This is a genomic window from Acidobacteriota bacterium, assembly GCA_030774055.1.
Classification (GTDB): Bacteria; Acidobacteriota; Terriglobia; order Terriglobales; family Acidobacteriaceae; genus JACPNR01.
In genome coordinates, this window is sequence record JALYLW010000138.1 from 1 (window position 1) to 23189 (window position 23189).

Below are 23189 nucleotides of genomic sequence, written 5' to 3' on the forward strand. Positions count from 1 at the left end.
GGCAGGGAGCAGTTCTTTCTTCGGCGCCGGCTTCTCGGTCGCGCTCGTCTTCGTCTTCATTTTGGCAAGGATCTCGGCGAGCGCTTGGCCGGTGTGTGACTTTTTTACTTTGGCGACCTGTTCGGGGGTCCCGGTCGCGACGACGCGGCCGCCATCCTCGCCGCCCTCGGGCCCAAGATCGAGGATCCAGTCGGCGTTGCGGATCACGTCCATATTGTGCTCGATGATGACGATGGTGTTGCCGAGGTCGGTAAGGCGATGGAGCACCTCGAGCAGTTTGCGGACGTCGTCAAAATGCAGGCCGGTGGTGGGCTCGTCGAGCAGGTAAAGCGTTTTTCCGGTCTGGCGTTTAGAAAGTTCGCGCGCGAGCTTGATGCGCTGCGCTTCGCCGCCGGAGAGCGTGGTCGCCGACTGGCCGAGATGGATGTATCCCAGGCCGACGTCGACGAGCGTCTGCAAGCGCTGGCGTATCTGCGGGAAGTTCTCGAGCAGAGGTAGAGCGTCTGCCACGGAAGTCTCGAGCAGGTCGGCGATGGAGTAGCCGTTGTGGCGCACTTGCAGCGTCTCGTGGTTGTAGCGCTTGCCGCCGCAGACCTCGCACTGCACATAGACGTCAGGCAAGAAATTCATTTCGATGCGGCGTTGGCCCTCGCCCTGGCAGGCTTCGCAGCGTCCGCCGGCGACGTTGAAGGAGAAGCGTCCCGGCTTGTAGCCGCGTTCGCGCGATTCGGGCAGCATGGCATAGAAGTCGCGGATCTGGGTGAAGACGCCGGTATAGGTCGCGGGATTCGAACGCGGCGTGCGTCCGATGGGCGATTGGTCGATGCGGATGACCTTGTCGATGTTCTCCGCCCCACTGATGCTCTTGTGCGCGCCGGGTTCTTCCCGCGAGCGGTAAAGTTTTTTCGCCAGCGCGCGGTAGAGGATGTCATTCACCAAAGTGGATTTTCCGGAGCCGGAGACGCCGGTGACCACGGTCATGACGCCGAGCGGGATGGAAACATCGATGTTGCGCAGGTTGTTCTCGCGCGCCCCGAGTACGGTGATGGCTTTGCCGTTGGGCTGGCGGCGCTGGTCCAGCATCTCGATGCGCGTCTTGCCGGCCATGTACTGCCCGGTGAGGGAAGCGGGCGCGTTCATGATGTCGGCAGGCGTGCCGCTGGCGACGAGCGCGCCGCCGTGGCGTCCCGCGCCCGGGCCGAGGTCGATCACGTAGTCGGCGCGCCGAATGGTCTCTTCATCGTGCTCGACCACGAGCACGGTGTTGCCGAGATCGCGCAGCGCTTCGAGGGCCGCGAGCAGGCGTCCGTTATCGCGGTGATGCAATCCGATGGAAGGCTCGTCGAGCACGTAGAGCACGCCGCGCAGGCGCGAGCCGATTTGCGTGGCCAGACGGATGCGCTGGCCTTCGCCGCCGGAGAGCGTGGCCGCCGAGCGGTTGAGCGAGATGTAATTCAGTCCCACGGCGTTGAGGAACTGGAGGCGCTCTTCGATCTCGCGCAGCACGCGGCCGGCGATCTTCTGGCCGCGCTCGTCGAGCTGGATCTTGCGCACAGCTTCGACGGCGCGTCCCAAAGACAGCGCGGTGAACTCAGCGACTGACATGCCGTTGACCTTGACGGCAAGACTCTCGGGACGCAGCCGCGCGCCTTTACACGCCGGGCACTCGGTCGCTGACATGTAGTTCAACAGCCACTCGCGGTAGCTATCGGAGCTGGAGTCCTCGAGGTTTGCCTTGAGGAAGGCAAGCACGCCGGCCCAGCCGATCTTCTTGCCGTCTCGCTCGGCGGGGCCGTAGAGGATCAGGTTCTGCGTCTTGGCGGAAAACTTCTCGAAAGGCGTTGCGAGATCGAAGCCATACGCGGCCGCCGCGAGCTGGACAGCGCGTTGCAGATAGGTGGAGCCAGAGCCGGGCCCAAGCGCGCCTTCGAGCAGCGGCTTCGACCAGTCGACGATGACCTTGGCGGGATCGAAATCGTATTTCGACCCCAGGCCGTTGCACTCCGGACAAGCGCCGTAGATGGAGTTGAAGCTGAAAGAGCGCGGCTCCAGCGCGGGCACGCTGATACCGCACTGCGGACAAGCCATGCGCGAGGAGTAGAGATACTCCTCGCCCTCGACCACGGAGACGATCACCAGTCCGGAGGCGAGCTTCATCGCGGTGTTGAGGGAGTTCTCGAGCCGCTTCTCGATACCGGGCTTGACCAGCAAGCGGTCGATAACGACTTCGATGGTGTGGTTCTTGCGCTTGTCGAGCGCCACGTCCTCTTCCAGGTTACGCAGCTCGCCATCGATGCGGGCGCGCACGAAGCCGTGCTGCGCCAGCTTTTCCAGCTCTTTCTTGAACTCACCTTTGCGGCCGCGGACGATGGGCGCGAGGAGCATCACGCGGTCCTCCGCCTTCAACTGCATGATGCGCGAGACGATCTGCTCCGCCGTTTGCCGCGAGATGGGCCGGCCGCACTGCGGGCAATGCGGCGCCCCGACGGTGGCATAGAGTAAGCGCAAATAATCGTAAATCTCGGTGATCGTCCCTACGGTCGAGCGCGGGCTGCGCGAAGTAGTCCTCTGCTCGATGGCGATGGCGGGGGAGAGGCCGTCGATGGAGTCCACGTCGGGGCGTTCCATCTGGTCGAGGAACTGGCGCGCGTAAGCGGAAAGCGTTTCCACGTAGCGGCGCTGGCCTTCGGCATAGATGGTGTCGAAGGCGAGCGACGATTTCCCGGAGCCGCTCAGGCCGGTGATCACCGTGAGCGTGTTGCGCGGGATCTCGACGGAGACGTTCTTCAGGTTGTGCTGCCGCGCGCCGCGGACCGTGATCTTCTGGATGGCCATTACTTTGTTTTTGAGGGCTACACGGTGAAGCTGCTCCGCCCTCGCGTCTGACGACGCGCGGTACGGCGCGCGTCAGCCGCACTTTTGTTTTTGAGGGCTACGCGGTGAAGCTGCTCCGCCCTCGCGTCTGACGACGCGCGGTACGGCGCGCGTCAGCCGCTCACCCGGAAATCGGAGCGGCGGCGCCCCAGACGGGTCTGCCGAGCGGAACGCGCAGCTCTACTTCGTATCTTAGTGGTTACTAGCGCAGTCCGTCAAAGCAGTGCACATTGAGGAAGACGGGCATGTACCGCCGTAATCGTGACAAGCGCGCGGCGTGGCGGCAAGATACGGCGGCCACAAAACGCGGATATGCGGCAACAAGCGAGCGGCAACTCACATCTTAGGCAGAGGTTATCGGATTGCATACCATGCTCATCTCGACCACGTTCCTGCTCGTGCTGACGGCGGCGTTCTCTTTCGGCATCCTCGCCGGATATGTGGTGATCGCCGGCATCCTGCATCTGTTTGCGCGCTCGCGCCGGAATGCTGAGCCGCCGGCCGTCAGTACTCAGTACCCGGTACTCAGTACCCAGAAAAACTAAACCCCGAAGATCTGTTGCAGGAGAAGAGTCCCGCGCTGGGCACACGTGTTTCCGCTCAGCGGCGGAAGCCGCCGTATCGGTTTTAGCTGAGTACTGGGTACCGGGTACTGAGTACTCGCTACTGCGGCGGCTGATCGTCTGGGATCTCGCGGTCGGGAATCTGCGGTTGCGGCGGCGGCTGAGCGTTAGGATTCTGCTGCTGCTGCTGTTGCTGCTGCAGTTGCTGTTGTTGCTGCATCTGCTGCAACTCTTGCAGTAATTGTTCGGGCGTCTTCACCTGGCCGGGATTCTGCTGCTGCTGCTGTTGCTCGGGCCGCACCGGCTCCGGCTGCTGCACTTCCTCCGCGGGAGCTTCTTCCGGCGGCATCTCTTCGTCACCCTGCTCCTCGGGCTGTGCCTGCGCGGGGAGCCGTCCGCCGGGCTGCGTCGTCACTACGGGATACGACTGAGACGCGGTAGTGGCGCCGCCGGCCCTGGGCATGAGCACCACGCGCGCAACGGCGGCGGGATCGGTGGCCGAGCCGAGGATGGCAAAGTTGAAGCGCGAGCCCTCAAACAACGCAGCCAGAACGTCTTTGGGCGCGCCCGGTCCGAGCTTGGCGTAGACGCGGTCCGTGCTGGAGACCCCTGTCATGTCGAACTGCGCGCCGGTCTGTTCCCGCACCGAGTTCAATACGTCTGCCATCGTGGAATTGTTGGCCAGGATGCTGAGCTGCCCGTTGCGGTAGCTCACCGTGGGACGCGTGGGCGGAAGCTGCTGGGGCGTGAGTGGACGCGGCGGCGGGATCCGTTCGACCTGAACCGGCTGCTTGCTCCTCTCTTTTCCTTTGGCTGAGCGCTTGGCGACGGAGGCATTGGTCACCGATTCCCTGGTCGCGGGCACGCGCGTGGTCGCGATCGGGGCGGGTGCTTGGTTCACCCTTGGGCTGCTCACGCTTGCGTCAGCGGATGGTGCCGGCGCGGGCGTGGCGGAAGCGGTGCGCACGGGTCTTGGTCCAGACTGCGGCCCAGAGTGCGGCCCAGACTGCGCGGCGGCGGCCTTCGCCGGGTCGACTGGACGCCAGGCAGGATCGGTCTGGCCATGTAGCAGACACATTGGCGCCAGGCACACGCCGGTGGCGAGCGCGAAAGCCAAAAGGCGAGCCGGTTTGTGCCACCGAGGCATATATAGTCAGTTAGATGCGTTCCGGTCTGGCCGCATCAGGTGTGATTGTACGCGTCTCGCGCTGCACCGCGGGCGCCGTACGGGTGGGCGCGCAACCTTAGTCCCATCGGCGGAGAGGGCGCAGGCACGCATCTTTACAGGCGCTGACCGGCATCTATACCAGAGTAGCTTCTCGTTTCGATGAGCAGTCCCTGATTCTGGAAACCCAGTATCTGGAAAGCAATGACTATGAGACGCATCCTGCAGGTCGTCGTTCTTCTTGTTTGCATCGCTTTCGCCATCGCCCCCGCGAGCGCCGAGAATTGCCTGACCACCGGCGACATGGACGCTGCCACCAAGAGCGCCATCGAGTCCACGGCGCGCCAGTTCTACGGCTACACCGCCGCGGGCGACGTCTCCTCGCTGCGCATGAGCGCGATCCCCAGCTTGCAGGGGAACTTCGGCGGCATCGAGCGCAGCGCGCTGGCCAGCAAAGACGCCTTAGCCGGCTCGCAGCCGAACATCTATTCCACCTACATGCTCGACGCCACCGGCGGTCCGGCGACTATCGACCGCGCCATGTTCATGTGCGGCGTCTACAACTCGGCCGACCGCATCCAGTTCTCCATCCCCAACCTGCCGGCGGCGAGGTACGCGCTGGTGATCATGGAAGCGAATGGACAGAAGGGCCCGTACTGGCTCTCACTGATCTTGCAGCAAATGAACGGCGGGCAGCAGATGGCGAGCGGCTGGAAGCTGGCGGGCTTTTATCCCAAGCGGCGTCGCGTGGGCTCGAACGGACCGGGCTGGTACCTCACCCATGCGCGCGATTATCGCGCCAAGGGCGAGATGCACAACGCCTACTTTTATTACGTTACCGCGCGCGATCTCGCGCTGCCGGTCTCGTTCATGATCACGCGTCCGGTGGAAAAGCTGGATAGCGAGGCGCAGCCCATCGTCCCGCGCGACCTGCCGGGTGATTCTCCGATGACCCTCGCGGCCGGCGGCAAGAACTACCAGATCACGCAGATCTTCCCGGTGCAGGTGGGCGACGGCATGAACCTGGTGATCAAGTACAAAGCGCTCACCGACGTGAATGACGCGCGCAGCAGCTTTGCCAACAACATGGAGCTGATCAAGGCGTTCGCGCAGCGCTACCCGGAATATCGGACGGCGTTCACCGGCTACGTGGCGCGGGCGGTCGATGCTTCGACCGGTGCGGATTACGGCACCGTGCTCAACATGAGCGAAGTGAAGTAAGCCTGCGCTGTTGCTCGTAACATTGTTTGGAAGCGGCCGCCGCGAGGCGGCCGTTTTCTATTTGCAGCCCGTGTCGAAGCAAGGAGCTAGCTCTCTTCGCCCGCCTCAGCTTTCTTTACTTCCTTCAGCGCCGGCTGGGCGCGCTCGAAGCGGCAGTCTTTCGGCTTCTTGTCCGCGCGCAGCCCCTCATAGACGGGAGCACGCAGCTTGCCCTCGTGCGTCCACTCGATGAACTTGATCTCGGCGACCAGTTCGGGCTTGACCCAGTGGTTCTTGCGCAGCGTGTCGACGCGTCCGTAGAAGGGGTTGGCCGGGGTCTCGAGTGCTTTCAGCTTCTTCCACATCGCGGCGTGCGATTGCTCGGTGAAGCCGGAGCCGGCCTGCCCCACGTGGATGAGTCGCTGCTTCTCATCGTACAAACCGAGGATGATGGAGCCGAAGTGCTCGCGCGAGCCCTTCGGGTCGGTGTATCCGCCGATGACGCACTCGATGCGCTGCGTGATCTTGATCTTCAGCCAGTCGCGCGTCCGCTTCTGGATGTAATGACTGGTGCGCCGCTTCGCGAGGATGCCTTCGAGCGACTTCTGCTGTGCCAGACGGAAGAGCGCGTTGCCTTGTCCGATGACGTGGTCGGAGTAGTGCAGACGCTCGTGCTTGCCGATGATCGTCCGCAACATCTCTTTGCGCCGTTCGAGATCGACCTTCATGAGGCTGTAACCCTCGAGCCAGATGAGGTCGAAGGCGTAGAAGACGATGGGAACGTCGCGGCGCGCGATGCCGATGCGGCCGGGACGGCCGGTGTCCATGCCGGTGCGTTGCTGCATGAGCGAGAACGAGGGGCGGCCTTCGGCGTCGAGCGCGACGATCTCGCCATCGAGCACTGCCTGCTTCGCCTTCACCCCCTCGGCAAGCGCGGCGGCGACCTCAGGGAAGCCGGCGGTGAAATCGTTGTGGTTGCGCGAGACCAGGCGGACGCGATCTTTTTTTTGGCCGGCGCCATTTTTTCCGGCATCGAGATAGGCGATGGCGCGGTAGCCGTCCCACTTGATCTCGAAAAGCCATTGGTCATCGTCAAAGGGCGCGTCGACGAGCGTGGCGAGCATGGGCGTGACCGCGCGCGGCATGGGCGCTCGCTCGGCGCCCTTCAACTGCTTGACCGCCGAGCTCGCGGAGACTGCCGAGGAACCTTTTCTTGGGCCCGCGAAGCGACTGTCATCCTCCGCGCTGGATTTTGAAGACTTCTTCGCACCGCGCGCGGAAGGGACCTTTTTCTTTGCCTTCGACTTCTCTGCGGTCTCTGCGCGCTCCGCGGTCGAACGCTTTTTACGGTCGGCGGCGGCGATGGAATCCGCCAGCCACGCGTTCTTGCCACCGTGCGTGGAGGATGCCGGCGCGGACTTGCGGCTACTCTGCCACTCCTTCGCGCGCGCATCGCCGGCGATGGCGGCGAGCGAGCGCTTGCTCAGCACCGACCAGTCGAGCTTGGGGTCGCCGGCGTCGAAGCCGGAGACGTCGCCCGCGCCGCGGTGCTTGATGAGCAGCCATTCGTTTCCTTTGGAACCAGGACGGCGCGAGCGCATGCGCGCGAGCACGAAGTCGCCTTTCAGTTTCTTGCCGTGGAGGCGGAACTTCAGATCGCCCTTGGCGAGCATGGCGTGCGGATCTCCCAAGGGTTCCCAAGTCCCGACGTCCCACACCTGCACCGAGCCCGCGCCGTAGTTGCCCTCGGGGATGATGCCCTCGAAATCGAAATACGAGACAGGATGGTCCTCGACCATCATCGCCAGGCGCTTGTCTTCTGGATCCAGCGACGGGCCCTTCGGTACAGCCCACGATTTCAGCACGCCATCCATCTCCAGCCGGAAGTCGTAGTGCAACCGTGAAGCATGGTGCTTCTGCACGACGAAGCGGTGCGAATCGCGCTGGCCGAGTTTGGGCGGCGGCTCGGGCGTGGCTTCAAAACGGCGCTTCTTCTTGTATTCCTCGAGGGCCATCGGGCTATTTCACCACAAGAGAGAGAAGGTGAGGGTGGATTGCGGGTTGTTCGGGGCCGAAAAGACCTACCGCGGATGAACGCAGATGACCGCGGATTTTTTGTTTTTGACCGTTCTCTTTTCCGATCCGTGTTCATCCGCGCCGATCCGCGGTAAGCGTTTTAAGGTTCTTTTTGTGCGACATCCCCCCTGCGCATCTCATCCAAGCTCCATCCCGTTTATGGTTCCTGAACGCGTAGGAGGCAATGATCAATATGGCCGAGCGAGCCAAAGAGAAGTCCCTGAGCGAGGTAGTGCGCGAGCGCCGCGCGACGCCGCACTTCGATCCGTCCGCCCCGGTCCACGAAGCCGACTTGGCGAAGATCCTGAATGCCGGGCTGCACGCGCCCTCGGGCTACAACCTGCAGCCGTGGCGGTTCGTGGTGGTCCGCGATCCCGAGCAGCGCAAGCGACTGCGGGCGGCGGCGTTCGGCCAGCCGAAAGTGGAAGAAGCACCAGTGGTGATCGTGGCGTGCGGCGACACGGAAGGCTGGAAGACGGGCGACCTTGACGAAGCGCTGCGCATGGCCAAGGAGCATGGCTACGGCGGCGACCGAGAGCACGAGCAGGCGAAAAATGCCGTCCGCGGTTTCCTCGGCTCGCAGCCCGGTTCGGTCGGCGGCATCGCGCCCGACCTGGGCGTGTGGGTCAATCGCCAGGTGATGATCGCCTTTACTACGCTGATGTGGATGGCCGAGGCGCTGGGCTACGACACCGCGCCGATGGAAGGCTTCGACGAGGACTCGGTCAAGAAGTTGTTGAAGGTCCCGGAATCGGTCCGCGTGGTCGCGCTGCTCGCCATCGGGCGTCTCCAGGGCGAGGACAAGCCCTACGGCGGCCGCTTTCCGATCGAGCGTGTTTGCTTTGCAGAGGAGTGGGGCAAGCCCCTCAAGCTGTAGTACTCAGTGCCCAGTACTCGGTACCCAGTTGAACCTGGTGGCGGCAGGATGCCGCCACGCCAGCCGGCGGGACGCCGGCGTTCCTGTTCATAGCGTCCGCTCGGGGGCGAGCGGGCTACAACGACCGGGCTCCACCTAGCTGACTGTGTACTGGGTACCGGGTACTAGTACTGCTAGGGCCTTCGCCTGCTCGCTTCCCGAGTTGCTGCTGGTGTAGAGTTTGCATAGATTTCCGGCCAGCGTTTCTTGCAGGCGTTTCCTGTACCCCTGGCCGGGCCTACACCCCTTTGAGACTCTTGCTCCGACAGGTCGCCAGCGGCAGCACCAGCTTTGTGCAGAAGCTGCGCCGAGTGGACTACGCCATCGCTGGGATCGTTACGCTGTTCAGCCTCTACCTCTTTTACATGATGGCAGACGGCTCGAACATGGCCGCGATCAGCTTTGTGAGGAACGTGGAGCAGCGTTCGCTCGACGCGCGCTTCCAGGCGCGCGGAGCGCGCGCGCACGATGGCCGCATCGTGATCGTGGGGATGGAAGAGACCACGCTGCACAAGGTGGGCGCATGGCCGATCCCGCGCGATGCCTACGCCCAGCTGATCGACAAGCTGAAGCAGGGCGGCGCGCGCGTGATCGCCTTCGACGTCACTTTCCCCACCCCCGGGAGGAATTCTTCCGGCGAAGCACTGAAGCAGCTGCAGGCACGGATGCAGGGCAAGGCCTCGCCCGAGGTGATCGCGCAGGTGCACGTCATCGAGGTGGCGAGCGACAAAGACGCGCTCCTGGCTGACGCGATGATGCGCGCCGACAATGTGGTGTTGGGCCATCTCTTCCTCGACAAAAGCCGCGTCGTCGAGATGGACGCCAAGGCTGCCGAGGACTACTACAACGTGGCGTGGGGAAAATCTTTTCCGCAGATCAACGCCGTGGGCGTCCCCCAAGGCGGTACGCTCGATACCGGCAAAGCCTTCGCGGAGAATGGCGGCGTGGTGTATGACGGCGTGGAGCCGAACATCAAGCTACTGGCAGAGTCGGCAAAATCCTTCGGCTTCTTCAACGCTGCCGTGGACACCGACGGCACCGTCCGCCGCGGACTGCTGGTGGCGCGTTACCAGAACCTCGACTGGTTTCCCTCGCTCGCGCTGCAGACGCTGCGTGAGTATGAGAGCATCCCCGATCAAGACGTGAGCATGGCGATATCGCCTGCGGGCCTCGAGCGCGTAAAGCTTGGCCGTTATGACATCAAGGTGCCGCCGGATGGCGCGCTCCTCATCAACTACGCCGGACCGTACCAAACGTACCAGCACTACTCCATGGCCGACGTCATCGACGGCACGGTGCCGGCATCCACGTTCAAGGACAAGATCGTCTTGGTGGGCGCGACGGCACTCGGCATCGGCGACATGCGCGTGACCCCCTTCCACGGCGAGACTTACATGGGAGTGGAGATCCACGCCAACGAACTCGACAACCTGCTGCACTACAACGAGCGCGGACGCGGGTTCCTCACTCGCGGGCGGACGCAGGAGCTGATCGATGTGGTCGCCATCCTTTTCTTTGGGTTGGTGATGGGGTACGCGTTCAGCAACCTCAAGCCGCTTACTTCCACCCTCACGATGGTGGTCATACTGGCCCTGTTCACTGCCTTGGTGCAGTTCGAGTTCAGCCGCTACGGCGTGTGGCTGAGCTTCGTGCTGCCGGCCGCGACACTGATCGCGAACTTCGCCGGCATCACCAGCTACCGCATGATCTTCGAAGAGCGCGCCAAGCGGAAGATGCGCCGCACCTTCGAAACCTACGTGTCGCCGGGTGTGATCCGGCTGATGGAGAAGGACCCGGGGAAGTATTTCCGTGCCGGTGGCGAGATGAAAGACCTCACCATCATGTTCAGCGACATCCGGTCGTTCACTACCATCTCTGAGGGTCTGACGCCGAACGAGCTGGTGGAGTTGCTGAACGAATACCTGGGCGCGATGACGGAGATCCTGTTCCAGCACTGGGGCACGCTGGATAAATACATCGGCGACGCCATCATGGGGTTCTGGGGATCACCGTATCCGCAAGAAGACCACGCCATGCGCGCATGTGCCGCCGCGCTGCGCATGGGCGAACGCCTCGAGGAGCTGAACGAGAAATGGTCGGCGGAAGGAAAGCAGACGCTGCAGGTCGGCATCGGCCTGAACTCCGGCCCGGTCAACGTGGGTAACATGGGTTCGGTCAAGCGCCTGGCCTGGACGGTGATGGGCGACCACGTCAACCTGGCGTCCCGCCTCGAGGGGAAGACGAAAGACTATGGCGTGCGTGTGATCATCAGCGAGAACACCTACGAGCAGGTGAAGGAAGCGTTCGTCACGCGCGAGATCGATCGCATCAAGGTGAAAGGCAAGACGCAGCCGATATCCATCTATGAGCTGATGGGCTTCATCATCGATCAGGACCGCCACCTCGAACTCATCAACCTGTTCGCCTCAGCGCTCGACGCCTATCGCCGTAGTCAGTGGCAGGAGGCGACGGAGAAGTTCGAGGAGTTGCTGACCGTGTATCCTGGCGACGGTCCGTCGACCGAACTCCTGCACCGCTGCCATCACTTCATGGTGGAAGCGCCGGAGGCAGGATGGGATGGCGTCTACGAGATGAAGACAAAATGAGGAGCTCCACCGTCGTCGCTGCCATCGCCAACATCGCCGCGGCCCTGCTGCTGGGCGCGTGGCCGCTGCCGGCGCAGTCGGCTGCGCCGGGGACAGCGCCCTCCACAGCGCCCGCCGCGACCACATCGCGCGCGGCGAATGCCCGCGCGGCGAATGCCGCCGCCACCTCCCCGACCTTCACCACCGCGGTGGCCAACGACCTGCTCTTCCAGCTTGCCGAGGGCATGGAGAGCCGCAACGCGCGCATGTCCCTCGGTGCCTTCGACGCCGCCAAACTCGCCGGCTACAACCGCTTCGCCGACCAGATGAACGCATGGTTTCGCGAGTACACCAGCTTCCGCGTCTACTACAAGCTGAAGCAGACATTGACCGAAGGCGGGACGGAAGGCGGCCGCGGTGTCGCGATCGTGGACTTCGAATACGAGGCCACGCCGTCGGCCGACGGCAGCTCGCCGGTGCGGCGGCACGAGCAGATGCGCTTCAGCTTCGAGCGCGGCGCCAAGGGCTGGAAGATCGTGGAATTCTCGCCACGCAATCTGTTCTCTTGATGGCGGCCGGGATCGCCCGCCATCACACGACTCTCACACAGCCTATGCAGCGTGAATATCCCGACCGTCCGCTGATCGGCGTGGGCGCGGTGATCATCGACCGCGGCCGCGCGCTCGTCGTCCGTCGCGCCGCCGAACCGCTCCAGGGCGAGTGGTCGATCCCCGGCGGCGTGCTCGAACTGGGCGAGACGCTGCGCACTGGCGTGGCGCGCGAGGCGAAAGAAGAGACCGGGTTAGACGTGCTGCCCATCGAGGTGCTCGATGTCGATGACCGCATCCTCGCCGACCCCGACGGGCGCACGCGCTATCACTACGTCCTGATCGATTACCTGTGCGAGGTGGCGGGCGGCGAGTTGCGCGCGGCGAGCGATGCTACGGAGGTCCGCTGGGTCACGCGCGCCGAGTTGGATGGTGGTTTTTCCATCGCGGATGCGGCGGGAGAGGTCATCCGCAAGGGATTGGCGAAGGCGGGAAAAAGGAGCGGCCCGCCGTAGGACGGGCCGCTGCGGTGGAACTGTTGAGTTTGGCTTGAGGCTTCCGCTCACGTCGAGCGGTCCCTACACCAAGTGGGACACAAGGCTTCAGAGCGGATGCCCTAAGCCTCAGCCACCTCACCTAACGCCGGTCTCAGCCGACTACTACCATCTTCAGATCTCATTTGCACTGGACCACCTCCTTTCCGGTGTACGCCCACAATAACGCAAGACGCGGCGGCGATTCAATGCGGACAAAGGCGGATGCCGCAGCGCTAGCCTTTCCAGCGATAAGCGCCGGGCTGGCGCAGGCCAAGGTGTTGCAGCACGCGGGCGGCGAACTCGCGCGCCATCTCGTCTGCCGATCTCGGTCGGTTATAGAAGGCGGGGATGAGCGGGAAGATGGTGGCGCCGGCATCGGCGGCGCGGCGCATGTTCTCGATGTGGATCTTGTTGAGCGGCGTCTCCCGCACGCACAGGATGAGCGGCCGCTGTTCCTTCAAGCAGACGTCGGCGGCGCGCTCGATGAGCGTCGAGGCCAGCCCGCAGGCGATGCTGGCAAGTGTCCCCATGGAGCATGGGATCACGACCATGGCGTCGGCAGGATAGCTGCCGCTCGCGACGTTGGCTCCGATGTCCGCATTGTTCTGCTGCTTGGTCTTCAACGTCTTACTGCGGGGACCAGACGCGGCCTTGCCAAGCAGCTGCTGCAGCAGGTTGCTGCGGCCCTTGATGCCCAACTCTTCCGCCATCACGCGCAGCGCATTGTCGCTGGCGATGAAGTTCACCGCCTCGACGCGGCGGTCGCGCTCGAGGGCGAGCAGCAGCTCACGGCCAAAGGTTGCTCCAGACGCTCCCGTCATGGCGACGGTGATGTTGGCAGGGGCTGGCAGAGTGGCTGGCATCGCAGTGCACGAGGATAACAGGCAGAAGGTGCGAGCGGAACGCGGCAGGCCGCTTCATTTGATACTCTGATTCGCTCGTGGACTCAGCGACAGGAATGTTCACCCCGCGATGAACGCCGAATCCATCAAGAAGCTCTTCGATGAAGTGCGGGCGCGCAAGCTCTCACCCGACGAGGCGGTCGCGCGGTTGCGTCACATGCCGTTCGAGGACCTGGGATTCGCCAAGGTGGACCACCACCGCGCGCTGCGCGCGGGCATGCCCGAGGTCATCCTGGCAAAAGGGAAGACGCCTTCGCAGGTCGCGGGAATCTTCGCGAAGCTGGCAAAACACGGGAACAACGTGCTGGCGACGCGGGCGACGGAGAAACAGTTTGACGCCGTCCGAAAGAGGATCCGGCGAGCAGAGTATCGCGAGCTGGCAGGCGCGATCGTGCTCGAGCAAGACTCCCGCAAGTACGGCAAAGGGACCATCGCGGTAGTCTCGGCGGGGACCAGCGATATCCCCGTCGCCGAAGAAGCCGTCGTGACGGCGGAGATAATGGGCAACGACGTGGAGCATCTTTACGACGTGGGCGTCGCGGGCATCCATCGGCTGCTGGCGAACCGCAAGGCGCTCACTGACGCGCGCGTGGTGATCGTCTGCGCCGGGATGGAAGGCGCGCTGCCGAGCGTGGTCGGTGGCCTGGTCGCGGTGCCGGTGATCGCCGTCCCGACCAGCGTGGGCTACGGCGCAAGCTTCGAGGGCCTGGCGGCGCTGTTGGGGATGCTGAACTCGTGCGCGTCGAACGTGAGCGTGGTGAACATCGATAACGGCTTCGGCGCGGGATATGTGGCGAGCGTGATCAATCGGCTGTAGCGCATGATCGGCTGCATCGTCCTCTGCAGCGCTGTCATCTGATTCTCATCTAGTTCGTCATCCCGGAGACCGAATGAAGGAAGCGCTCGAATTCGTGACCCAGCACGGCTACCTGGTGCTCTTTGCCTGGGTGTTGGCCGAGCAGGCCGGGCTTCCCATACCGTCCGTTCCGATCTTGGTCGCGGCTGGATCGCTGGCCAGCGCGGGAAAAATGAGCCTGGTGACGGTGCTGCTCGTGTCGGTGGTCGCTTCGCTGTTCAGCGATTCCTTCTGGTTCTATCTCGGACGCATCCGCGGCACGCGGGTGTTGAATATGCTCTGCCGCATCTCGCTGGAGCCGGATTCGTGCGTGCGCAGGACGGAGATGGCGTTCGCGGGACGCGGCGCGCCCTCCCTGCTATTCGCTAAGTTCGTTCCTGGCTTCAGCACCGCCGCGCCGCCGATGGCGGGGATCGTGGGCATGAGCCTGCTGCACTTCCTCATCTACGACGCGCTCGGTTCGCTGCTGTGGGCCGGTTCGTTCGTGGCTCTGGGATACATCTTCGGGCACCAGATATTCGAGTTCATGGAGCGCGCGCTGCTACTGGGCGGACGGCTCGGTTGGCTCCTGCTCGCCTTGTTCGGACTCTACCTGCTATGGAAGTGGGCGCAGCGGCAGCGCTTCATCCGTCAATTGCGGATCGCACGCATCACGCCGCAGGAGCTCAAGACCAGGCTGGACGCGGGCGAAGACATCACCATCGTCGACCTGCGCGGCCGGTTCGAGTTCCAGGGAACCAGCATCAGCCGTGCCATCCGCATGGCGCCGGAAGATATCGAGCACATGAACCACGAGATCCCGCGTGGCCGCGAGATCGTGCTCTTCTGTACTTGACCCAACGAAGCGACCAGCGCCCGGGTGGCGCTGCTGCTGAAGCGGCACGGCATCGTCCACGTCCGGCCGCTCGCCGGCGGCTACGATGCCTGGGTGGACGCCGGGTATCCCGTGGGACAGCTCGACCAAACGCCCGTCACAGTCATCACTACCACTCGCTAGCGCCGCTTCCTTGCCGCGGCTTTGCCTCGGGGTGTCCCGGCGCCGAACACCCGCTCGAAGATCCTGTCCACGTTCTTGAGCTGGCGCTTGAGGTCGAACGCGCGCTCGATCTGCTGGCGGGGGACGCGCGCCGTGATCTGCTTATCTTTCAACACCAGGGCCTTGAAGTTCTCGCCCTGCTTCCAGGCGCGCATCGCGTTCTTCTGGACGACGCGATAGGCCTGCTCGCGCAGCATCCCATTCTCGGCGAGGTCGAGTAGGAGCTGTCCGCTGAAGACCAGTCCGCCGGTGCTCTCCAGGTTATCGAGCATGCGCTTGGGATAGACGAGCAGCGTGTCGATCAGGCTCGCTGTCTTGGCCAGCATGTAGTCCACCAGGATGGTGGAATCGGGCAGGATGACGCGCTCGACCGAGGAGTGCGAGATATCGCGCTCGTGCCAGAGCGCCACGTTCTCAAAGGCCGCCTGCGCGTTCGCGCGCACCACGCGGGCCAAGCCGCAGATCTGTTCGGAGGTGACCGGGTTGCGCTTGTGCGGCATGGCCGACGAGCCCTTCTGCTTCTCGCTGAAGAACTCTTCTGCCTCGCGGACTTCTGTCCGTTGCAGGTGGCGGACCTCGAGGGCGATCTTCTCCAGGGTGGCGGCGATCACCGCGAGCGTGGCGACATAGTTCGCGTGGCGGTCGCGCGGGATGACCTGGGTGGAGATCGGTTCCACCTCCAGCCCCAGACGCTCGCAGATCTGGGCTTCGAATTCGGGCTCGAGGTGGGCGAGGTTGCCGACGGCGCCGGAGAGCTTGCCGACACGCATCTCTTCTCCGGCGCGGTCGAAACGGACGATGTCGCGCTCGATCTCGGCATACCAATTCGCCAGCTTCAATCCGAAGGTGATGGGTTCGGCGTGGATGCCGTGCGTCCGGCCGATCTGCGGAGTGCGTTTGAACTCGAAAGCGCGGCGCTTGAGCACGTCGCGCAGCTTCTCCAGATCCTTGCGGATGATGGCGGAGGCGTCTTTGAGCTGCAGCGCCTGGGCCGTATCGACCACGTCATTTGACGTCAGGCCATAGTGCAGCCAGCGCGATTCTTTCCCGATCTTCTCCGCCACCGCGGTGGTGAAGGCGATCACGTCGTGCTTCACCTCGGCCTCGACCTCATGGATGCGTTGGAGGTCGAAATCGCCCTTATCGCGTATGGCAGCAGCGGCTTCCGGGGGCACGATGCCGGCGGCGGCGAGGGTCTCGGTGGCAGCGAGCTCCACCCGGAGCCACATGCGGAACTTGTTTTCGTCACTCCAGATGCCGCCCATTTCGGGACGCGTATAGCGTGCGATCAAGGGAGGGACTCCTTGCGGTTTTTTGGTGTACCGCCAGCGCCAAAGTAAGTACGATGTGGAAACTTAGGATTGTAAACGCAGTACTGGCCTCCGCCGGCCAAAAACCTTCGGTACGAACAATGCGTTTCCCGATCACGGAGACCCATCCGGGGAGGGGGAGCGCTCGGGAGCGAGATGAGGCACATTATATCGAAGCACGATACAATGCACAGGGCCCCCGAAAGAGCGAGTGACGGCTACTTCCGCGCGCTGGCCGAGTTCCGTTACCAGATCCGCCGTTTCACCAGCTTCAGTGAGCAGGCGGCGGAGGTGGCCGGGGTCGCGCCCCAACAACATCTGCTGCTGCTCGCCTTGCGCGGGCTGCCGGCAGGGATGCAGCCCTCGATCCGCGGGCTGGCTGACCGCCTGCTGCTCAGGCACCACAGCGTGGTCGAACTGGTCGACCGTTCGGTGCGCATGGGGCTGGTGCGGCGCGTGGCCGGCCTCACCGACCGCCGCCAGGTGATGGTCGAGCTGACTGCCAGGGGCGAGCGCGTGCTGCAGAAGATCTTTGTCCTGAACCGGAGGCAGCTGCGCGTGCAATCGTCGGAGCTCGCGAGGACGCTGGGCAAGCTCACGCGCGAGCAAAACGGGGGCAGGCGCAGGCACCGATAAGACAGTGTCATTCTGAGCGCCGGCCGCAGCGGCGAGCCGAAGGACCTCTATCGCACGCAGAGCAGGAATACGGTCAGGTAGAAATGCCGAACAGAGCTTCCATCTCGTCATACAGGAAACCCTCACCCGGGCGATAAGGCTGGATCCATTGGCCGTCAAGGACGAACTGCGGGATGGCGCGCTTGCCGGTGTGCTTCACGACCTCGTCGGCGGCGCCGGGAACGGCTTCGATGTCGATCTCGGTGAAGCGGATGTTGTGCTTCGCCAGCCAGCGTTTCGCTTCGCGGCAGTCAGCACACCAGGGAGCGCAATAGACGGTCAATCCCATGCGGAGTAGATGATGGTACCGGCGCCGAGGATGCGGCCCCGAGATCCAGACGCTTTGCTCTCTATATCTATCATCTGCCTCCAGTCATCTGTAATCACGGCGAGCAGCTTTGCTTTTGCCGTAGGACAGCTCGCGACTTGCCCTCAGCGTGAATGCGTGCGCAGGAAGTCCAGCACCCTTACGGCCACATCTTCGTTGAAACTGCTGCGCTCGCGGCCGAAGCCCTCCGCCATCGAGCCTCGCTTCATCAACCCATGGTCGACGGGCAGTTCCACGTAAGTCGCCGCCTTGGGATGCGTTTGGTTCACCGCATCGGCAATCGCGCTGGCATCCGCGCGGCTCATGATCCAGTCGTATTCTCCACGGATCACCAGCACCGGGACCGGCGTGCGCGCCCAAGCTTCGGCGAGGTCGAGGGACTGCAGGTCTTGATAGAACGCCGCGGGACGCCCGTATTGCCCATCGGGCGCGTCATACCAGATAGCTTTCATCTCCGGATGACCTGCCAGCACCTGGGCCGGTGTCTTGCGCTGATTCAGATATTCGTCGTAGAAGGTTGCGAATCCCCGAAGCTGCCGCGTCACCTCGCCCGGCGGCTTGGCGGCCAGCGTCAGGCGGACGCGCTCATGCTCGAGCATGTGCTCAAGCCACGTCCGGCTCCAGCCGCCGACTGAGACGTAGGCGCGCACCGGCGTCTCCTCAGCGACCAAGGGCGCCACGCCGCCGCCATTGCTCATCCCGACGAGGAAGACGCGCTCGCGGTCTACGCGCGGCTCAGCGAGCAGCGCCCGGAAAGCGGCACGGTAGCCCGCGAGTTCGCGCGTGAAGTCAGTGCGCGCACAGTCTCCCTGGCTGTCACCCACGCCGGGTTTGTCCACGCGAAACGTGAGCATGCCGGAGCGCTGCACCACGCGGCGCATCAGCGCGGCAAAGCCGTCGGAGTCCGAGGGAGATTCCATCGAATCACAGCTCAGCCATCCGACGAAGAATACGGCCGGCACCTTGCCGCTGTTCGCCGCCGGATAGGTGACGATGGTCCGTAGCAAGGTGCCGTCCGCGAGGGCGATGGCGCCAAGTTTGACCTCGATGCCGGGGTAGCTCTCGACCGGGCCGCTCTTGCGTGGAAGCTCGGCAGCATCGCAAAACAATGCGAGCACCAGGATCGTGACGAGGAGTCGCAGGGACATAGAGTTCTCCTTGCTCCAACAGACGATATTCCCGGCCGGATGTCACCCGAGAGAAACAAAAAGGCCGCCGGGAAACCAGCGGCCTTTTTGTGTTGATGCGAGCTAGTTCGAGTTCAGCAGCATGCCTTCCTGCTTCTCTTCGCCGACCGGGCGATAGAACAGGCGGTCGCCCTCGAGGTAGACCTCGATGAACGCCGGGCGCGTGGCGAAAGTACCCTGAATCAACGCTTCCGACATCGGGTCCTCGATGTAGCGCTGGATGGCGCGGCGCAGCGGCCGCGCACCGTAATTGCGGTCGGTCAGCGTCTTGTCGAGTATCCACTTGCGCGCTTCTTCGGTGACCGTGATGGTGATGTGTCGCTGCGCCAGATTCGCATTCAGCTGGTTGACCATCAACTCCACGATCTGGATGAGGTCCTTCTCCGTCAGCGCCTGGAAGATGATGACTTCGTCGAGACGGTTGAGGAACTCAGGGTTGAAAGTGCGCTTGACCTCGTTCTTCACCAACTCCTCGACCTTGTCGGAGATCACGTCTTCCTTGCTGGACTGGAAGCCGAGCCCGGTGCGCTTCTGCAGATGCCGCGCGCCGATGTTCGAGGTCATCACGATGATGGCGTTCTTGAAGTCGACGGTGTTGCCGAGACCGTCGGAGAGCTGGCCGTCTTCAAAGACCTGCAGCAGGATGTTGAAGACATCGGGATGCGCCTTCTCGATCTCGTCCAGCAACACGACGGAGTAGGGCGCGCGCTTCACCCGTTCGGTGAGCTGGCCGCCCTCTTCGTAGCCGACGTATCCGGGAGGGGAACCGATGAGTTTCGAGACCGAGTGCTTCTCCATGAACTCGGACATATCGAAGCGGATGAGCGATTTTTCCGAGCCGAACATGAACTGCGCCAGGGTGCGCGCGACTTCGGTCTTGCCCACGCCGGTCGGCCCGAGGAAAAGGAACGAGCCCACCGGGCGGTTCGGGTTCTTGAGTCCGGCGCGCGAGCGGCGGATGGCGCGGGAGAGAGCGCTGATCGCCTTATCCTGCGAGATCACGCGGCGATGCAGCTCTTCCTCGATACGCAGCAGCTTCTGCGATTCTTCTTCCTTGATCGAATTGATGGGCACGCCGGTCCAGCGCGAGACCACGTCTTCGATGTCCTCGCGGCCCACCACGCCGGTGGACGATTCGTCGAGGTGGTACTTCTCGCGCAGCGCGCGCAGGTTCTCGCGCTCCTTGCGCTCCTCGTCACTGTAGAAGCGCGCCTTCTCGAACTCGTGGTTCGCGATGGCGTTCTCCATGCGGTGGACGATGAACTTGATGCGCTTCTGCACGTCGGTGATCTCATCGGGCAGCGAGGTCTGGCGCAGTTTCACGCGCGCGCCGGCTTCGTCGATCAGATCGATGGCCTTGTCGGGCAGGAAGCGGTCCGGGATGTAGCGGTTCGAATGGAAGACGGAGAACTGGATGGCGTCTTCGGTGTAGGTGACGGCGTGGAATTTCTCGTAGCGGTCCTTGATGCCGCCCAGGATCTTGATGGCGGTGGCTTCATCCGGCGGCGGGACTTTCACCGACTGGAAGCGGCGCTCGAGCGAGCGGTCTTTCTCGATCGACTTGCGATATTCGCCCGGGGTGGTCGCGCCGATGCACTGGATCTCGCCGCGCGACAGCGCGGGCTTGAGGATGTTGGCGGCGTCGAGTGAACCTTCCGCCGAGCCGGCGCCGACGAGCGTGTGCAATTCGTCAATGAAGATGATGGCGTTCTGATTGTCCATCAACTCTTTCATGATGGTCTTCAGACGCTCTTCGAACTGGCCGCGATATTTGGTGCCGGCAACGATGAGCGAGAGATCGAGCGCCAGGATGCGCTTATCGGCGAGGAACGAGGGCACGTCGCCATCGGCGATGCGCTGCGCCAGGCCTTCGACGATGGCCGTTTTGCCGACGCCGGGCTCGCCGATGAGCACGGGATTATTCTTCGTCCTGCGGCATAGGATCTGGACCACGCGCTCGAGCTCGGAATCGCGTCCGACGAGCGGGTCGAGCTGGTTATCCATCGCGGCCTGGGTCAGGTCGCGGGAGAATTCTGAAAGCAGGGAAGACTCGCGGTTGCGCTGCGAGCTGGGCGCTTTTTCCTGCGTGGTGCGGGCCAGTTCTTCACGGATGGCGGAGAGGCGCAGGCCGCGCTCGTGCAGGATCTCCGCGGCGTAGCACTTCTCTTCGCGCAACAGCCCTAATAGCAGATGCTCGGTGCCGATGTGTTTGTGCGAGAGCCGCTCGGCCTCTTCGGCCGCGTAGGCGAGCACGCGCTTGCATTCGTTCGACAGCGGGAGGTCGACCGAGGTGGAGACCTTCTCGCGGATCGTGGTGTGGCCTTCGATCTGCTTGCGGATCGATTCCACCGAGGCGTGCGACCGCAGGAACCGGTTGGTGAGGGCCTTGTCTTCACGCAGCAAGCCCAACAGCAGGTGTTCGGTCTCGATGTAGGGGGAGCCGAATTGGCTGGCTTCGTAGCGCGCAAAGAAGATCACGCGCCGCGCTTTTTCTGTATACCGCTCAAACATGTCCCTCTCCGCGGAGAACCTGCGCAGCGGCCGCCCCATGCGGCAGCGCCAAGCCTCCTTGTTGCGCCTTCGGAGTCACCGCTGATCCCGAAAGCAACACCCATCCTGCTGGCCCGGTGACGATTATGAGACTTCCATCGCCGCCATCCCAGCAAAACCTTTGTAACCAGCCCGTTACCACTTGACCCTTGGTTACTGAACCCTGTTGCTGAACCCTGTCCCTGAACCCTGACTCGTCCCGGCCACGGCGTCACCTCTACGCCGGGAGCGATTCCGGACTCAGCTCCTCGACCCGCCCACCGGCCAGCCGCAACACGCGGTCGCAGCGGCGCGCGAAGTCATGATTGTGGGTGACGATGAGGGAGGTGAGCCCGTGCTCGTGATGCAATCTGGAGATCAGCTCGAAGACCAACTCGGCGTTCCGGCTATCCAGATCGCCGGTCGGCTCGTCGGCCATGAGCAACTGAGGGCGGGTGATGAGCGCGCGCGCTAACGCGACCCGCTGTTGCTCGCCCCCGCTGAGCTCGCCCGAACGATGGTGCGCGCGTTCTCCCAAACCGACTTCGCGCAACCACCCGAGGGCTTCCCGCTCGGCCTCAGACTTATCGCGGCCCCGCATCAACAGCGGCATGGCCACGTTTTCCACCGCGGTGAATTCGGGCAGCAAGTAGTGAAACTGCCATACGAATCCTATTTCTTTATTCCTGAATTCCGCCGCCGCATCGTCTGAGAGCGATCGCAGCTTCATTGTGGCGCAGTATACGTCACCGGCAGAAGCGCTATCAAGCGCGCCGAGGATGTGCAACAAGGTACTCTTGCCGCTTCCGCTCTCGCCTACGATCGCCAACATCTCTCCCTTCCGTACCCGGAAGGACAAGTTTTCAAAGAGCACCAAGTCGGACTGTCCGCTGCGGAAGACCTTCTTGAGGTTCTCCACCCGCAGCAGCTCTGCCGTCTCGTCTATTGGATGCACTCGTCCTCCGGTTGGAAGCGAAGATTCCGCGCTCCATCCCCCGCAATCGGCGCGGGTTTCCCCGTGCTTCCTATTAGAACCCGGCGACCCGGCGCGGGGTTCCGCCTGCGAGGTTACCAAAGTCGGGCAACCAAACTCGAATATGGGATTCCGTAGAAACAACTGCAGAGATAGAACGCAGCCAGGCGACGAGTTTGCAGACTCCCGCTTTTCTGTTTTACTGAATGTTTGCCTCTTGTGGCCGGGAACGGCTGAGGGCACGGGGAGAATGAGACCGTAATGAAGTCAGGGATCATCGGCCTGCCGCAGGTAGGCAAGAGTTCGCTGTTCAAGATCCTCACCAAGGCGCACCTCGACGAGCGGACGAACCCGCGCGAGGCGCACCTGGGCGTGGCCAAAGTCCCGGACGAGCGTCTGGACAAGCTGTCTGCGCTCTACAGTCCGAAGAAGACGGTGCACGCGAGCATCGAATACGTGGACGTTGCCGCGGTGGGCGAAGAGGCGCTGAAAGAAGCCGCCTACGCCAACACGCTGCGCAATGTGGATTCGCTCATCCACGTGGTACGTGCCTTCGAGAATCCGGCGGTGGCCCACGTGGGCGAGATCGATCCGCTGCGTGACATCAAGAATGTGGACTTCGACCTCATGGTCTCGGACCTCGGCCAGATCGAGAAGCGCATGGAGCGCCTGGAAAGAGATTTGAAACGGATGAAGTCGCTCGACCTCGAGCGCGAAGCCGACGTCTTGAAGCGCGCGAAGGCGCAGCTGGAGAGTGAGCGTCCGCTGCGCGAGATGGCGATAAGCGCGGCGGAAGAGAAGCTCATCCGCGGGTTCATGTTCCTGAGCCAGAAGCCGATCCTCTACGTGCTGAACATCAGCGAGAGCACCGACCTGGGCAAAGACCTCGAGGCGGCGGTGGAGAAGTTCAACCTCAAAGAGGTGGCGGCG

Annotated in this window: 20 protein-coding genes; 11 read left to right on the forward strand and 9 right to left on the reverse strand. The window is 63.3% G+C overall.

The window, feature by feature from the left end; genetic code table 11:
* Positions 1 to 2835 (reverse strand): excinuclease ABC subunit UvrA (uvrA, locus tag M3P27_11720; protein ID MDP9268975.1); only part of this gene is annotated, 2835 nt, incomplete at its 3' end.
* Positions 2836 to 3245: 410 nt separating this feature from the next.
* On the opposite strand from uvrA, the gene M3P27_11725 reads away from it, so the two are divergent.
* The gene (locus tag M3P27_11725; GenBank protein MDP9268976.1) at positions 3246 to 3419 is read left to right on the forward strand and encodes a hypothetical protein; all 174 of its coding nucleotides are present in this window, start codon (positions 3246 to 3248) and stop codon (positions 3417 to 3419) included.
* A 118-nt stretch (positions 3420 to 3537) separates the two neighbouring features.
* On the opposite strand, the gene M3P27_11730 is transcribed toward M3P27_11725, so the two are convergent.
* Positions 3538 to 4338, reverse strand: coding sequence for a hypothetical protein (locus M3P27_11730; protein ID MDP9268977.1), 801 nt, complete (start codon positions 4336 to 4338; stop codon positions 3538 to 3540).
* A 468-nt stretch (positions 4339 to 4806) separates the two neighbouring features.
* Here M3P27_11730 and M3P27_11735 point away from each other — a divergent pair, with 468 nt between their 5' ends.
* Positions 4807 to 5823, forward strand: a complete 1017-nt coding sequence (locus M3P27_11735; GenBank protein ID MDP9268978.1) for a hypothetical protein — start codon at positions 4807 to 4809, stop codon at positions 5821 to 5823.
* A gap of 86 nt (positions 5824 to 5909) precedes the next feature.
* Here the strand turns inward: M3P27_11735 and ligD are convergent, their stop codons facing one another.
* Positions 5910 to 7817 carry a non-homologous end-joining DNA ligase gene (ligD, locus tag M3P27_11740; GenBank protein MDP9268979.1) on the reverse strand — a complete coding sequence of 636 codons (1908 nt, stop codon included), beginning with the start codon at positions 7815 to 7817 and terminating at the stop codon, positions 5910 to 5912.
* Positions 7818 to 8062: 245 nt separating this feature from the next.
* On the opposite strand from ligD, the gene M3P27_11745 reads away from it, so the two are divergent.
* The 4 genes from M3P27_11745 (at position 8063) to M3P27_11760 (ending at position 12442) form a co-directional block, all read left to right on the forward strand.
* Positions 8063 to 8755 carry a nitroreductase family protein gene (locus M3P27_11745; GenBank protein MDP9268980.1) on the forward strand — a complete coding sequence of 231 codons (693 nt, stop codon included), beginning with the start codon at positions 8063 to 8065 and terminating at the stop codon, positions 8753 to 8755.
* Positions 8756 to 9042: 287 nt separating this feature from the next.
* The gene (locus M3P27_11750; GenBank protein ID MDP9268981.1) at positions 9043 to 11400 is read left to right on the forward strand and encodes an adenylate/guanylate cyclase domain-containing protein; all 2358 of its coding nucleotides are present in this window, start codon (positions 9043 to 9045) and stop codon (positions 11398 to 11400) included.
* Entirely contained in the window at positions 11397 to 11948 is a 552-nt protein-coding gene (locus tag M3P27_11755; protein MDP9268982.1) for a hypothetical protein, read from the forward strand. The genes M3P27_11750 and M3P27_11755 overlap by 4 nt, the downstream gene beginning before the upstream one ends.
* A gap of 44 nt (positions 11949 to 11992) precedes the next feature.
* A complete protein-coding gene (locus tag M3P27_11760; GenBank protein MDP9268983.1) occupies positions 11993 to 12442 on the forward strand; it encodes an NUDIX hydrolase in 450 nt (149 codons plus the stop codon).
* Positions 12443 to 12696: 254 nt separating this feature from the next.
* Here M3P27_11760 and M3P27_11765 read toward each other — a convergent pair whose 3' ends face one another.
* Positions 12697 to 13326 carry a UbiX family flavin prenyltransferase gene (locus tag M3P27_11765; GenBank protein MDP9268984.1) on the reverse strand — a complete coding sequence of 210 codons (630 nt, stop codon included), beginning with the start codon at positions 13324 to 13326 and terminating at the stop codon, positions 12697 to 12699.
* Positions 13327 to 13435: 109 nt separating this feature from the next.
* Between M3P27_11765 and larB the strand changes: the two genes are divergently transcribed.
* From larB to M3P27_11780, 3 genes are all read left to right on the forward strand, one after another.
* Positions 13436 to 14182 carry a nickel pincer cofactor biosynthesis protein LarB gene (gene larB / locus M3P27_11770; protein MDP9268985.1) on the forward strand — a complete coding sequence of 249 codons (747 nt, stop codon included), beginning with the start codon at positions 13436 to 13438 and terminating at the stop codon, positions 14180 to 14182.
* Between the two features lie 73 nt (positions 14183 to 14255).
* The gene (locus M3P27_11775; protein ID MDP9268986.1) at positions 14256 to 15056 is read left to right on the forward strand and encodes a VTT domain-containing protein; all 801 of its coding nucleotides are present in this window, start codon (positions 14256 to 14258) and stop codon (positions 15054 to 15056) included.
* 24 nt (positions 15057 to 15080) lie between these two features.
* A complete protein-coding gene (locus tag M3P27_11780) occupies positions 15081 to 15218 on the forward strand; it encodes a hypothetical protein (GenBank protein ID MDP9268987.1) in 138 nt (45 codons plus the stop codon).
* Here M3P27_11780 and purB read toward each other — a convergent pair.
* Complete coding sequence (purB, locus tag M3P27_11785; GenBank protein MDP9268988.1) at positions 15215 to 16549, reverse strand: adenylosuccinate lyase; 1335 nt, start codon at positions 16547 to 16549, stop codon at positions 15215 to 15217. The two genes, M3P27_11780 and purB, sit on opposite strands and share 4 nt — an antisense overlap.
* Positions 16550 to 16753: 204 nt before the next feature.
* Between purB and M3P27_11790 the strand changes: the two genes are divergently transcribed.
* Complete coding sequence (locus tag M3P27_11790; protein MDP9268989.1) at positions 16754 to 17203, forward strand: MarR family transcriptional regulator; 450 nt, start codon at positions 16754 to 16756, stop codon at positions 17201 to 17203.
* A 73-nt stretch (positions 17204 to 17276) separates the two neighbouring features.
* On the opposite strand, the gene M3P27_11795 is transcribed toward M3P27_11790, so the two are convergent.
* The 4 genes from M3P27_11795 to M3P27_11810 form a co-directional block, all read right to left on the reverse strand.
* Complete coding sequence (locus M3P27_11795; protein MDP9268990.1) at positions 17277 to 17531, reverse strand: glutaredoxin family protein; 255 nt, start codon at positions 17529 to 17531, stop codon at positions 17277 to 17279.
* A gap of 143 nt (positions 17532 to 17674) precedes the next feature.
* The gene (locus M3P27_11800; protein MDP9268991.1) at positions 17675 to 18718 is read right to left on the reverse strand and encodes an alpha/beta hydrolase; all 1044 of its coding nucleotides are present in this window, start codon (positions 18716 to 18718) and stop codon (positions 17675 to 17677) included.
* A gap of 102 nt (positions 18719 to 18820) precedes the next feature.
* Positions 18821 to 21268 carry an ATP-dependent Clp protease ATP-binding subunit gene (locus tag M3P27_11805; protein MDP9268992.1) on the reverse strand — a complete coding sequence of 816 codons (2448 nt, stop codon included), beginning with the start codon at positions 21266 to 21268 and terminating at the stop codon, positions 18821 to 18823.
* A 256-nt stretch (positions 21269 to 21524) separates the two neighbouring features.
* The gene (locus tag M3P27_11810) at positions 21525 to 22232 is read right to left on the reverse strand and encodes an ABC transporter ATP-binding protein (GenBank protein MDP9268993.1); all 708 of its coding nucleotides are present in this window, start codon (positions 22230 to 22232) and stop codon (positions 21525 to 21527) included.
* Between the two features lie 288 nt (positions 22233 to 22520).
* On the opposite strand from M3P27_11810, the gene M3P27_11815 reads away from it, so the two are divergent.
* A partial coding sequence (locus M3P27_11815) for a 50S ribosome-binding GTPase (protein MDP9268994.1) occupies positions 22521 to 23189 on the forward strand: 669 nt, incomplete at its 3' end.

Coding starts and splice junctions, on each gene's coding strand:
- M3P27_11725 (MDP9268976.1), top strand. CDS start 3,246: ATGCTCATCTCGACCACGTTCCTGCTCGTGCTGACGGCGGCGTTCTCT.
- M3P27_11735 (MDP9268978.1), top strand. CDS start 4,807: ATGACTATGAGACGCATCCTGCAGGTCGTCGTTCTTCTTGTTTGCATC.
- ligD (MDP9268979.1), bottom strand. CDS start 7,817: ATGGCCCTCGAGGAATACAAGAAGAAGCGCCGTTTTGAAGCCACGCCC.
- M3P27_11745 (MDP9268980.1), top strand. CDS start 8,063: ATGATCAATATGGCCGAGCGAGCCAAAGAGAAGTCCCTGAGCGAGGTA.
- M3P27_11755 (MDP9268982.1), top strand. CDS start 11,397: ATGAGGAGCTCCACCGTCGTCGCTGCCATCGCCAACATCGCCGCGGCC.
- M3P27_11760 (MDP9268983.1), top strand. CDS start 11,993: ATGCAGCGTGAATATCCCGACCGTCCGCTGATCGGCGTGGGCGCGGTG.
- M3P27_11765 (MDP9268984.1), bottom strand. CDS start 13,326: ATGCCAGCCACTCTGCCAGCCCCTGCCAACATCACCGTCGCCATGACG.
- larB (MDP9268985.1), top strand. CDS start 13,436: ATGAACGCCGAATCCATCAAGAAGCTCTTCGATGAAGTGCGGGCGCGC.
- M3P27_11775 (MDP9268986.1), top strand. CDS start 14,256: ATGAAGGAAGCGCTCGAATTCGTGACCCAGCACGGCTACCTGGTGCTC.
- M3P27_11790 (MDP9268989.1), top strand. CDS start 16,754: ATGCACAGGGCCCCCGAAAGAGCGAGTGACGGCTACTTCCGCGCGCTG.
- M3P27_11795 (MDP9268990.1), bottom strand. CDS start 17,531: ATGGGATTGACCGTCTATTGCGCTCCCTGGTGTGCTGACTGCCGCGAA.
- M3P27_11800 (MDP9268991.1), bottom strand. CDS start 18,718: ATGTCCCTGCGACTCCTCGTCACGATCCTGGTGCTCGCATTGTTTTGC.
- M3P27_11805 (MDP9268992.1), bottom strand. CDS start 21,268: ATGTTTGAGCGGTATACAGAAAAAGCGCGGCGCGTGATCTTCTTTGCG.